The 12,056-nt window shown below is 54.7% G+C and carries 13 protein-coding genes; 7 read left to right on the top strand and 6 right to left on the bottom strand.

Features of this window, described 5'->3' with window-relative positions; all coding sequences use genetic code 11:
* Positions 1–90: 90 nt before the first annotated feature.
* A complete protein-coding gene (gene cooS / locus IPI63_RS04060) occupies positions 91–1,941 on the top strand; it encodes an anaerobic carbon-monoxide dehydrogenase catalytic subunit (RefSeq protein ID WP_292476778.1) in 1,851 nt (616 codons plus the stop codon).
* 15 nt (positions 1,942–1,956) lie between these two features.
* Positions 1,957–2,481: a 4Fe-4S dicluster domain-containing protein gene (locus IPI63_RS04055; protein ID WP_292476777.1), complete on the top strand. Its 525-nt coding sequence runs from the start codon at positions 1,957–1,959 to the stop codon at positions 2,479–2,481.
* Positions 2,482–2,496: 15 nt separating this feature from the next.
* Here the strand turns inward: IPI63_RS04055 and IPI63_RS04050 are convergent, their stop codons facing one another.
* Together IPI63_RS04050 and IPI63_RS04045 are read right to left on the bottom strand one after the other, a co-directional pair.
* The gene (locus tag IPI63_RS04050; protein ID WP_214066526.1) at positions 2,497–3,867 is read right to left on the bottom strand and encodes a gas vesicle protein GvpD P-loop domain-containing protein; all 1,371 of its coding nucleotides are present in this window, start codon (positions 3,865–3,867) and stop codon (positions 2,497–2,499) included.
* Between the two features lie 5 nt (positions 3,868–3,872).
* Positions 3,873–4,259, bottom strand: a complete 387-nt coding sequence (locus tag IPI63_RS04045) for a FaeA/PapI family transcriptional regulator (RefSeq protein WP_214066525.1) — start codon at positions 4,257–4,259, stop codon at positions 3,873–3,875.
* 179 nt (positions 4,260–4,438) lie between these two features.
* Between IPI63_RS04045 and IPI63_RS04040 the strand changes: the two genes are divergently transcribed.
* The 4 genes from IPI63_RS04040 to IPI63_RS04025 are packed head-to-tail and all read left to right on the top strand — an operon-like array spanning position 4,439 to position 7,649.
* Complete coding sequence (locus tag IPI63_RS04040; protein WP_292476775.1) at positions 4,439–5,059, top strand: tetrahydromethanopterin S-methyltransferase subunit A; 621 nt, start codon at positions 4,439–4,441, stop codon at positions 5,057–5,059.
* 3 nt (positions 5,060–5,062) lie between these two features.
* Positions 5,063–5,986 (top strand): tetrahydromethanopterin S-methyltransferase subunit H, encoded by a 924-nt coding sequence (gene mtrH / locus IPI63_RS04035; protein ID WP_292476773.1) that lies wholly within the window; start codon positions 5,063–5,065, stop codon positions 5,984–5,986.
* A gap of 53 nt (positions 5,987–6,039) precedes the next feature.
* A complete protein-coding gene (locus IPI63_RS04030; RefSeq protein WP_214080130.1) occupies positions 6,040–7,230 on the top strand; it encodes an aconitase X catalytic domain-containing protein in 1,191 nt (396 codons plus the stop codon).
* Positions 7,227–7,649: a DUF126 domain-containing protein gene (locus IPI63_RS04025; RefSeq protein WP_292476771.1), complete on the top strand. Its 423-nt coding sequence runs from the start codon at positions 7,227–7,229 to the stop codon at positions 7,647–7,649. Before IPI63_RS04030 ends, IPI63_RS04025 begins: the two co-directional genes overlap by 4 nt.
* Here IPI63_RS04025 and glgP read toward each other — a convergent pair.
* Positions 7,618–9,807, bottom strand: coding sequence for an alpha-glucan family phosphorylase (gene glgP, locus IPI63_RS04020; RefSeq protein WP_292476769.1), 2,190 nt, complete (start codon positions 9,805–9,807; stop codon positions 7,618–7,620). The genes IPI63_RS04025 and glgP overlap by 32 nt on opposite strands.
* A gap of 490 nt (positions 9,808–10,297) precedes the next feature.
* Here glgP and IPI63_RS04015 point away from each other — a divergent pair, with 490 nt between their 5' ends.
* Positions 10,298–10,474 (top strand): hypothetical protein, encoded by a 177-nt coding sequence (locus IPI63_RS04015; RefSeq protein ID WP_214065965.1) that lies wholly within the window; start codon positions 10,298–10,300, stop codon positions 10,472–10,474.
* A gap of 209 nt (positions 10,475–10,683) precedes the next feature.
* Here IPI63_RS04015 and IPI63_RS04010 read toward each other — a convergent pair whose 3' ends face one another.
* The 3 genes from IPI63_RS04010 to IPI63_RS12870 all read right to left on the bottom strand — a co-directional run bounded on the left by IPI63_RS04010 (position 10,684) and on the right by IPI63_RS12870 (position 11,874).
* Complete coding sequence (locus IPI63_RS04010; RefSeq protein ID WP_214065964.1) at positions 10,684–10,938, bottom strand: winged helix-turn-helix domain-containing protein; 255 nt, start codon at positions 10,936–10,938, stop codon at positions 10,684–10,686.
* A 282-nt stretch (positions 10,939–11,220) separates the two neighbouring features.
* Entirely contained in the window at positions 11,221–11,676 is a 456-nt protein-coding gene (locus IPI63_RS04005) for a hypothetical protein (protein ID WP_214065963.1), read from the bottom strand.
* Between the two features lie 3 nt (positions 11,677–11,679).
* Positions 11,680–11,874, bottom strand: coding sequence for a DUF2116 family Zn-ribbon domain-containing protein (locus IPI63_RS12870; RefSeq protein WP_366850860.1), 195 nt, complete (start codon positions 11,872–11,874; stop codon positions 11,680–11,682).
* Positions 11,875–12,056: the final 182 nt, after the last annotated feature.

Below are 12,056 nucleotides of genomic sequence, written 5' to 3'. Positions count from 1 at the left end.
GTTCAATAAAAATTTTTTGATCAAATCGTCACCAATAAATAGTAAAATGGCGATTCATCGCTGCAAGTGCTCATTATAGAGGGATCAATAATGGTAAACGATGTTCGCAGTAGATCAGTGGATCCTGCCTGCCAGGAGATGCTTCGTGTCTGTGAGAGATCGGGCCTGGAGACGGCCTGGGATAGGCTGGAGAGACTGCAACCTCAATGTGGTTTCGGTGAATTGGGCATATGCTGCAGAAACTGCAACATGGGACCCTGCCGGATCGATCCTTTCGGGGAAGGGGCAAGCGCGGGCGTCTGCGGGGCCACTGCTGATATAATCGTTGCCCGAAATCTCCTGCGGAGCATTGCCGCCGGGGCAGCAGCCCACTCCGATCACGGGAGGGATGTCGCGAACGCCTTCAAGCTCATAGTGGAGGGCAAATCCCCCTCCTATGGCATCAAAGACCAAGAGAAGCTCGACCGGCTGATGAAGGAGTATGGTGTGGATAGCCCGGCCCTCCTGGCCACAGCCATATTGGCGGAATTTGGAAAACAGGACGGACCCATCCAGTTCACCCGTCGTGCCCCTCCCCAGAGGCTCGAGCTGTGGAAGAGGCTGGGAATCGACCCTCGCGGCGTGGACAGGGAGATCGTGGAATGCATGCATCGGACCCACATCGGCGTGGACAACGATTATGTGAACCTCATACTGCACGGCCTCAGGACCAGCATCTCCGATGGTTGGGGCGGCTCCATGATCGCCACTGAGCTGCAGGATGTCATCTTCGGCACCCCCAAGCCCCTGCTCTCTGAGGCCAACATGGGGGTCATAGAGCCGGAGAAGGTGAATATCATCATCCACGGCCACGAGCCCCTTCTCTCGGAGATGATCATCGCCGCAGCATCCGATCCGGAACTGATCTCTCTGGCCCGGGAGGAGGGAGCAGAGGGAATCAATCTGACGGGGATATGCTGCACCGCCAACGAGGCCCTGATGCGCCAGGGCGTCCCTGTAGCAGGCAACTTCCTGGGCCAGGAGCTGATCATGGCTACAGGCGCTGTGGAGGCGATGGTGGTGGATGTGCAGTGCATCATGCCCGCCCTAGGCCCCCTGGCCAGCTGCTTCCATACCAAATTGATCTCCACCTCACCCAAAGCAAAATTCCCGGGCGCAACCCACATGGAGTTCCATGAGGAGACAGCAGGGCAGACGGCAAGAGAGATCGTGCGCACAGCAGTGAAAAACTTCCGCAACCGCGATCCTTCACGGGTCCAGATCCCGGACATCAAGACCAAATGCATGGCCGGATTCTCTGTAGAGGCAATACTCTCCGCCCTGGGAGGCAGCTTAGATCCGCTGATAGAGGCCATAAAGGGCGGCAGCATCCGGGGCATAGGGGCTGTTGTCGGCTGCAACAACCCCAAGATCACCCATGACCTCGGCCATATCAGCATGGTTCAGGAATTGATCGAGAACGATGTCCTGGTCCTTACCACCGGCTGCAACGCCCAGGCCTGCGCCAAGGCCGGCCTCCTTCAGCCGGAGGCAGCAGAGAGGGCAGGCGGTGGCCTGAAGGGCATCTGTCAGGCCCTGGGAGTGCCCCCGGTTCTTCATATGGGCTCCTGCGTTGACATCAGCCGCATTCTCATTGCTGCTGCAGCCCTGGCCAATGCCCTGGGGGTGGACATAAGCGACCTGCCGGCAGCAGGAGCAGCTCCAGAATGGATGAGCGAGAAGGCAGTGTCCATCGGCGCGTATGTTGTCAGCTCCGGGGTGTTCACCGTCCTGGGAACAGTCCCCCCGGTCATGGGAAGCAAAGCAGTGGCTGATCTGCTCACCTCCGGTGCCAAGGAGGTGGTGGGAGCGTGCTTCGCTGTGGAGCCAGATCCAGTGAAGGCGGCCGGCCTGATGATCGAGCATATCGATAGCCAGCGCAGAAGACTTGGTCTGGCCTGATGGCGGTGGATAGTGATGGCGATGAAAGAGAATAAGGAGATATTCGTCCGCCTGGAGAGGTGCATGGGCTGCCGGTCCTGCGAGATGGCCTGCGCAGTAGAGCACTCCAGATCCAAGAGCCTCTATGCGGCCGCATCGGAGAAGCCTGTGCCCGTCCGCCTGCTCTTTGTGGAGAGGGCAGAGGGCAGGAATGTGCCCATGATCTGCCGCCACTGCGAGGATGCGCCCTGTGTTGCCGTCTGCCGCACTGGAGCTCTGGTCCAGGACCCGCTCACAGGAGTGGTGGAACGGATCGAAGAGAACTGCATAGGCTGCTGGATGTGCGCCATGATCTGCCCCTATGGTGTGGTGGGCAGGAAGACTGAGGTCAGAATGGCAGTCAAATGCGACCGCTGCAAGGATCGGGATCTTCCAGCCTGTGTCCAGGCCTGCCCCACAGGAGCCCTGGTCTATGCCACCCAGAGGGAGTTCATGGAGATGATGAGAAAGGAGGCTGCGAGCAGGATCGCCAGAGAGGCGCGGGCTGTAGCCGGGGCCTGAACCCTCACAGGCCTCTCAGACCATCGGTGTCAGACGGATCCTGTTTCTGTCCTCTAAAAGCATATTGTAGGGCTCAGTCCTGGGTATGACCCCATACAGACAGAGCCCTCCATTCAGCTCATTTACCAGAAAGTAGCTGTCTGCGGTGTGAATGGCCATGTTCATGCTCTCCTGGCCGCTCTTTACCACCAGGACATTGATGTCATTGGTCTCCTTCCAGTCTCTGATCATCAGGTTGGTCAGGTTCAAAGACGCCTTATAGCCGAAGGTGAACTCAATGGAGTCCAGGCCGATGATATTCAGAATGGGCCGGCCGGTCCTCTCCCGCAATGCATCCCACCTCTTCAGCAGGTCCTTTCCCCAGGCTCCTGCATCATCACCCTCTGGCTGGGAGACGACGACATTGGTGGGCACAAAGATGTCCCGCGAGCTGAGCTGATAGCCGATGCTGGGAAGGATGGACACTCCCCGTCCGTTCTTGATGGCATTGGAGGCCAGGGCAGTCAGAATCTGGTAATACCTCTTGCCCACACCGTGATCTATCTCCAAGACATTGCACGAGCCGTATTTCAGGCCGCCGGTTACGATATCCAGGTCAGGGATGCCAGTTGATATCCGGTCTTCAGAGGGATCGGGAACCCTTATCCCATCGCTCACAATTCGCGCATCTTTCTGCTCCCGATAAGGCTCAAAGAACCTGAACCGGCCGTTGTGCAATGTGACAGTGTAGTTCTTCTGATTGATCTGGACTCCTCTCAGCTTCTCCAGCTTGATCTGCCGGAAGTAGCGGGTCCTCATATTTCCCTCTGTATGGCCGGGGAGGTTGAACTGCTCCATGGTCACCACCCCATCCACAATATAGTCCAGGGGCATGACGCTGGCGAACTCGGAGACGAAGATGAGATGGGTGTCAAGATCACGGGCGAACTCGCAGATGTTCTGCTCGAAGCTGTGCTGGGAGGAGCCTATCAGATGAGAGGTGTAGTTCAGGACTGCATCCCAGCTATCGATTATTATCATGGGGTTGTCCATATCCTCTGTCTCCTCGAAGAAGACCCGGAAGAAGTCCAGGACAGCATAATAGCTGGAAAGCTCCTTGCCCGCCTTTCTCAGGCTCTCCAGGAGCTTGGTTTGAGTGGCATTGACCACATTCCTGGGCATTAGAACCTCCTCCACCCAGGGATTGGTGGCATAGAGCCGGCGGGGATCCACCCGCGTGGATATGTAAACCCCATTTCTCTCCTCGCACAGGCTGCTCATGATCTCCAGGGCGAGGGTGGTCTTGCCCGTTCCCGGCATCCCCTTGATGAGGAGCGTTTGGCCTTTATCGACATGAAAGAAGTCGATTATCTCCTTTGGTACGGAGGTCTGCACATTGCTCTGCATAAAATCTATCCTCGATCAATTCTATCTGAGGTTTCACAATCGCATTTCCTGGCTTTCTTCATCAGCTGGCAGATCTGTTCCGACTTGACCCGAAATGAGAAGTAGACTGTCTCCTCCTCGCCGTTATGAAAATCAATATCCATCATGGGAAATGCCTCCGCCTTCATCCTTCCCTCCTGCTCTTCCCCATGCTTTGTGATTATGCTCTTCGTCCTCCAGAGCTTAGAGGGTCCCACCTCCACGAACTCGACCTCCCCCTCAGAGCTGAGCACAGAGAGATATTTTATGACTGTGGTCTTGCTGACATTGGCCTTCTTGGCCACATCAACTGTGGTCAGACCCACCTCAGACTCGTCTATGACATTCAGAATCCTTTCCTTGTACGAGGCCATTTAGAGCCACCAACTCATAGCATAGCTAAATTCCTGTGAAGTGTTAAACATTTTATGACCGCCTACACATATGATCTATCATGATATTTCAATTTTTCATATAGCTTTCTAAATCGGAAAAAATTATATGCTGATCTATCAATTCCAAGAATGGCAAGAGGAAGATCCAGGGGAGCAATATGACAGAGGAGGCCGAAGATATCAACAGAGAGGCTGCGTGCCGGGGATATCTGGATCCCTGGCCGCCGGTGCGGGGAGAGTACCTGTTGGGCGATCCGGGGGCGAGGGTGGCAGTGGTCACCCTGGCCAGCACCTTTCATCCCCGGGGGGCGGCCATATCCGGCCCCTGCAGGACAGAGAACCTGGGATTGGAGAAGATTGTGGCCAATGTGATCAGCAACAGCAATATAAGAGTGCTCATCATCTGCGGAGCGGAGTCAAAGGGCCATCTGCCGGGCAACACCCTGATCGCCCTGCATAAGAATGGCATCGACGAGAGGGGAAGGATAATCGGATCAAAGGGTGCAATTCCATTCATCCAGAACCTCCCCGCTCAGGCCATCGAGCGCTTTGCAAGGCAGGTGGAGCTGGTGGAGAGGATCGGCCTGGAGGACAGAGAGGAGATAGAGAGGCTGATCTCCCAGTATGAACAGATCTCCACCCCCTTTCCCGAGGAGCCCTATCAGGTGATTGAGAGAAAGGCAGCCCGTCAGGAGATGGTATCTGTTGACAGCGACCTCTTCTTCGGGGCGGGGGTCGGCATGGAGACCGGCAGATGGCTGGTCGCATCCGGGGTATGAGATATGTTCCGTTTCAAGAATGGGCAATCGATAGTCAATGTGGCCGGGGTGAGGTTTGGAGGGCAGCCTGGATTGCTGCCCACCGTCCTTTGCGGCACCATCTTCTATCAGGGGCACAGAATTGTCGAGGATGATGAAAAGGGCAGATTCGATCGCTCTGCAGCAGAGAGGATGATGCTCCGCCAGTCCGAGCTCTCCGGGGAGACGGGATGCCCTTTTGTCCCTCATATCTATGCCCGGACAGCTTCTGCCCTGCTGAGATATCTGGATTTCATAGAGGGGATCTGGTCTGGGCCCTTCATCATCGACTCGGCTGAGAAGAGCACTCGCTCTGCAGCCCTATCTCTGCTCTCGGAGCTGGGGTATGCCGATAGGGCCATATTCAACAGCATAAGCATAGCCACCGACGAGGCCGAGGCCAGGGCTTTGCTGGATAACGAGGTTGACAGCGCCATCATCCTCGCCTACAACCCGGGCGAGCCGGGGGTGGAGGGGGGGATGCAGATCCTGGAGAACGGTGGCCGGGTGAAGGATGAGGGGCTCGTCCCCCTGGCCAGAAGGCTTGGGATAAGCAACATTCTCATCGATCCGGGTGTGATGCCCATGGGAAACGGGGCGGGCTCTTCTCTGCGCTTTTCTGTAGTCGCCAAGTCCCGCCTGGGGCTGCCTGTGGGCTCGGGAATTCATAATGCCATCAGCTCCTGGCAGTGGCTCAAGGGGAGGGATAGAATCAACCGCAGTTGTTGCGATGCTGCTGCTGCCTGCATGCAGCTGGCCATGGGGGGCGACTTTCTCCTCTACGGCCCCATTGAGAGCGGTGAGGTCATCTTTCCGGCCGCGGCTATGGCCGACATCCTGGTGGCAGAGGCGGTAAGGGACCTGGAGGTCTATCCCGAGGCCACTCATCCCCTCTTCCGGCTGGTATAGCCCCCGGCGGTGTATCTGGAAAGGATTAATACTCAGGAGGAGGTATCCAGTGCATGTATCTCTCTCGCGATGAAGAGGCTGTATACCGGGGAGATCGGGGTGAGACCCTTCGCCGGATGATGGAGATCCTGGTAGCCCTGGGCGACATCTACGGGGCAGAGAGGCTCGTTCAGGTGAAATCGGTGCAGATTGCCGGGGTATCCTATAAGAATATCGGAGATGCTGGCCTGGAATGGATATCCGATCTTGAGGGAGAGGTGGTCGTCCCCAGCATTCTAAATCCCGCCGGCATGGACCTTTATTGTTGGCAGGATATGGGGATCAGTGAGCAGTTCGCCTCCAAGCAGAAGGAGATCATCGAGGCCTACCGCCGGCTGGGAGTGACAGTCGACTGCACCTGCACCCCCTACCAGATCTACGACGACCTGGCCCAAAGAGATGACCATCTGGCCTGGAGCGAGTCCTCGGCGGTCTCTTATGCCAATTCAGTTATCGGCGCCAGAAGCAATCGAGAGGGAGGCCCCTCTGCTCTGGCTGCCGCTCTGATCGGCAAGACTGCTCTGTACGGCTACCATCTGGATATCAACCGCCAGCCCAGCCATATCATCGAGGTGAAGGCGGATCTCGCGGGCTCTGACTATGGCGCCCTTGGACTTCTGGCTGGCAGAGAGGTGGGTGATGGTGTTCCTCTCTTCCGGCTCCGGTCCACGCCCAGCAGGGATGAGCTGAAGGCTCTGGGGGCGGCGATGGCTGCCAGTGGCTCAGTGGCTCTCTACTATGTGGATGGCGTCACCCCCGGTCCGCCCGTTCCCCCCGGTTCCGCGGCAGATCATGATGGATGTGAGAGGATCAGCATTGAGAAGGAGGAGATCGAGGCGGTCTATGAGGAGAGCAGAGGAGCTGATGCCGATATAGTGGCCCTGGGATGCCCTCACTGCTCTCGAGAGGAGCTGGAGAGGATAGCCGACCTCCTGGCCGGGCAGAGGGTTCAAAGGGAGATGTGGGTCTGCACTGCCCGCAAGATCAGAGACTCATGCCCAGAGCTGGTGGAAAGGATAGAGTCCTCCGGGGCCCGGGTATTTTGTGATACCTGCATGGTGGTCTCACCGGCCACAGAGGGGTTTGGAAGGATGATGGTCAACTCGGGCAAGGCTCTGGTCTACCTGCCCGGGCTGGGGGGGGTGGATGCCGCCTTCGGCAGCCTGGAAGAGTGCATCGATGTCGCTTTGGGGAGGAGGAGATGAGGGAGGTTCCCTGCCATAAGGTGGCCTCAGGATTTGCCAGCGGGCCTGCTCTGACCACGAGGATGGCCATCTCATTCCTGGGCAATGTCGACCCCAGAACGGGGATGGTGGTCGACCCCGGCCACGAGCTGTACGGCCAGAAGATCAGTGGCAAGGTGCTCATATTCCCCGGAGGAAAGGGCTCTACAGTGGGCTCTTATGTCATCTATCAACTGAAGAAGAGAGGTCTGGCCCCGGCAGCCATGATCAATCTCCGCTCCGAGCCCATTGTGGCTGTAGGGGCCATCATCAGCGGCATCCCTCTGGTGGATAGGGTGCCGGCCGATCTCCTCCAGGTGAAGAATGGAAGCTGCATTGAGGTTGATTCCGACCGGGAGAGGGTACGAATCAGAACTTTCCAAAATGATCCTGCTTTATGAATCCCCTCTCTCTTCTCCTCTTTTCCATCATATAAGCATCGATGGCCGGATGGTAGAACTTATCTGCATACTCCTTGGCCATGCGGGCAGCAGAGAAGTTCGGGCCATTCATCCTGATGGCCTCCTTCATCACTGTCACCCAGCCATGAGGAATGCCGTCCTCAGCAATGTTATAGTAAAGAGGCACGATCTCCTTCTCCAAGAGGGTATAGATTGAGGCTGCGTCCTTTGCATCTCTATCCAATCCGTCCTCTGCTCCCGAGAACGCCCAGCCGTTCTTGCCATTGTATCCCTCAATCCACCAGCCATCCAGTATGGAGAGCTGGGGGACGCCATTTATTGAGGCCTTCATCCCGCTGGTCCCGCTCGCCTCCATGGGAGGAATGGGATTGTTCACCCAGACATCAACCCCGTGCACCAGATACTGGGCCAGCAGCTCATCGTAGTCCTCGACAAATGCGATCCTGCCACCTGATGCTCTGTCCTTGGCGGCATTGAATACCTGCTGCAATAGCATCTTGCTCTGATCGTCGTCCGTATGCGCCTTTCCGGCGAATATGATCTGCACCGGCTTCCAGGGATCATTGAGAATCCGTCTCAGCCGGTCGATATCCTGCAAGAGGAGAGTGGGCCGCTTGTAAGAGGCAAAGCGCCTGGCAAACCCCAAGGTGAGGGCAGAAGGATCCAGAAGCACTCCTGAGGCCATGATCTGTCCCGGTTCGGCTCCCCCTTCCAGCCATTTGTTCCGTGCCCGTTCCTTTATCTTGGTGATCAGCATGCTCTTCATGGAATTATGATGGTTCCAGAGCACCTCGTCGGGGATCTCACAGACCAGATTCCAGATGCGGCTCTCATCATGCTCTTCCAGCCAGGTCCGGCCCATGTAGCGGCACAGGATTTCTGAACCCAGGCGGCGATCGATCCAGGAGGGGACGTGAATGCCATTGGTGACATGATCGATGGGGATCTGATCTACAGGGAGGTTGGGCCATAGAGGCTGCCACATGCTCCGGCTCACCTCTCCATGCCTCCTGCTCACAGCATTGCGGTAGGCTGAGCTCCTGAGGGCGAAGGCGGTCATATTGAACTCACCGGGCCGGGTGGGGTTCAGCCCCAGTTCTATGAACTCCTCCATGGACAGATCCAGGGTGGGAAGATAGGATGAGAGGTACTTCTCTAAGAGCGGATAGGCAAAGGCATCATGGCCCGCAGGAACTGGGGTGTGGGTGGTAAACAGGGTGGTATCTCTGACCAGCCTGGAGGCATCGTGATAGCTCATTCCCCGCTCGACCTTCTCTCTGATCCTCTCCAGCACAGCGAATGCTGGATGGCCCTCATTCAGGTGAAGGACGGCATAGTCCTCGCCCAGGGCTCGCAGTATCCTCGCCCCACCGATTCCCAGTACTATCTCCTGGCGCAATCGCATCTCCCGGTCGCCGGTGTAGAGCCGGTCGGAGATGATCCTGTTCTGTGGCTCATTGGCCTGGCTTGATGTATCGATCAGATAGAGCTTGGTCCTCCCCACCTGGACCATCCAGACCTCAAGGGTGATTGGAGGATCCATGACGGGAACCCTGATCGATAAAGGCTCTCCATTCTCGTCCATCAGCTTGTGAATGGGTGCATTCTCCCGGTCCAGCATCTCGCATGCGCCAACCTGCCAGCCATCTGCAGAGACCAACTGACGGAGGTAGCCCTGGGGGTACATGAACCCCACACCCACCAGGGGGATTCCCAGGTCGCTGCACTCTTTCAGGTAATCTCCAGCCAAAAATCCCAAGCCTCCGGCATAAAATGGCAGGGCATGATGCAGGCCATATTCGGCAGAGAAGTAGGCGATGGCGCATTTATCCAGCTCGCGACCCTCAGCAGAAAACCAACTGCTGGCAGGCTCCATATACCCTTCGAATCTGGCCATCACAGAATCGTAATGCCTCAGGAAGTGAGTATCAGTAGATGCTGTCTTGAGCATATGAGCATCCATCTGGTTGAGCATCTTGACTGGATTGTGATTGCTCAGATGCCAGCCCTGTCTGTGCAGGAGCTTGAACAGCATCCTGCCCTCTGGGTGCCAGCTCCACCAAAGGTTGTAGGCCAACTCTCTTAATCCTGCGATCCTCTCCGGCAGATGGGGAAATTTGTCTCTGATGCCTCTCATGATTTTTTTCAGCTCCAAGCAGATTTTCTATGCATTTTTCCTTAGAGATAAGGCCTTCGATGCCCGATAGAACAGTCATTAAAACGGAGGCATGGGATTTGAAATCGGAATGCTTGGGCCTCATCTCAAGACAGCATGGTTTTTTTAAAGGCAGGTGTGATATTCGCCCTCAAAGAATGAAAATGGCAGCAAGACGGCGACAGCAGCATCATTTTCATAGGGCACAGAGAAAGCTCCCCTCCGTAAATCGACTATACAATTCAGTGAAGAGCTGTTTTTCTGCAGGCACATCACCACACAATTCAGCTCAAGGCAAATTATTTCAAACTGTTTTATTGTTCGCATTATGTACTATAATTCTCAATCTGTGTCATAAAACACTTATACAAATATGTCCAAACCGAGAATGAAGGCTTACATCTCAGGCCTGGTTGCATCTTAGGCCTGTGTTTTAGGTGCATGGGGAAGAGGGAAAGCCGAGGTGAGGGCAATGAATGAGATGGAAGCACTGCTTCAAAGGCGCGAGCTTCTTATTGGGAGGATCATGAGGATGGAGTGTGAGATCCAGAAGATAGATCTGCGCATTGCATTCCTGCAGAGCCAAAAAACGGAACGCATCGATCTTGTCCCCTCCCAGAAGAGCCTATTGAATGAGGTGCTCTTCTGAAGCTCCCTCTCTGTGATTTTGAGCTGGCGAGGCAGAATACACTCCCCGTCTGTTATCCTCAGTCCGACCTGCTGGATTCGATCATATCCATCCGGAATAATGAATTGCGGATAGAGCGATCTGGCCATCCGCGGATATGCGATGGGTGTGCTCTGCAGCCCACTGCCCATCGGACACAATTGAGGCTGAAATCTATTGGGCTTTAAAGCCTAAAGCGATTTGAATCCCATCACTTTATTTACATTTTCCATAGCTTTCAAAAGATTTTCGCCTTTTTTTGTAGTTTCATAGAATGTCCTTTTCCCAGGCTGGACCTTCAAGAGCTTGTTCTTTATCAGAAGTTCCAGATAAGGCTCTACAGTCTTAAAATTCAGGTTTGCCTTATATACGACACGGGTCTTGATAGCCCCATCCATGCAGATGCTCAGGATCTGGGAAATTATCTCTTCTCTATTTCTCTTCATACCTCCACGCTCCTATAGTTCTTATGTTCAATAAGATGCTATGATCTCTGCTTATTAGCCCTTATAATTTAAATATCTATGGCACAGATGAGGGATTATAGCACAAAACGTGAACTATTCGCCATCTATTTTGATTTATTACAAATGTCCATATCTGGCTGTCCTGATAGCTCAGTGCCAATCAGGGGCAGAGCCACGATGGTGGCTCAATCGCAATCAGGAGTAGTGCCATGCTGAGGACAGAGCCCAATTTAAAGGCTTGGCCTCAACATGGCCGGCCTGCTAGTCGGCCTCATAGAAGACATTCTGAGTGGAGTTGACATTGTAAAATGTATCGACCTTGCCCCCGGGATAAACCACAGAGAGCCTCTCCACCCCCCTCTTCAGCGGCTTATCCTTGCTGCCGAAGGGGCGGGAGTAGAACAGGTAGCAATTGTCCAGATTCTTTCCTGCCCCGTTGACCTGTAGAGAGGCTCTACTCTCATCTGCTTTTATGAGCTTCACATCCTTGTATCCGCCCAAAAAGGAGATCAGATCCGGTTCAAGCTGCCTGGCCCCCAGTGCGAGTACATAGAGACGGGCAAAGGTATCAAGGGTATAATTGAGATCGAAGGTGGCGCGATCCCCCTCCAGGTGCATTGTAACATCCCGGACCTTGATATAGTCACCCCTGGCACTGCCACATGAGGAGAAGGCGATTGCCGCCAATAATACCAGAATTATCACTGCTTGTCTCATCTTTCACCCAGCGGTTTTGAGAATAGACGGCATAAACAATATCAACATCATTATTAATATAAATATTATAAACAGAATCTGCTGCCTCTTTTGCGCCGACTTATACTTCGATTCGCAGAGCTCATCGCAGAAGTTCTCGTCTGCGCGCACGGAATTGCCACAGACAAGGCAGTGTTTGTGCGGCTGAATCTCTGTCATCTGATCATCGTCCATCAAAAGCATGGGTGGAGAAGTAGATAAGGTTTATCCTTTCGCATTCGCTGATTAACTGGGTCTGCTGTGTTTGATGGACTGAGCCCTTTAGCAAAATGAAGGAAATGCATTTTATAATAAATTTCGATAAAAAATTATTAGCGGTGGATCAATGAAATAAAAGGCTC

It is taken from the genome of Methanothrix sp. (genome assembly GCF_016706325.1).
Classification (GTDB): Archaea; Halobacteriota; Methanosarcinia; order Methanotrichales; family Methanotrichaceae; genus Methanothrix.
The sequence above is the reverse complement of the archived record's forward strand: the minus strand, read 5'-3'. Positions and strand labels throughout refer to the sequence as shown.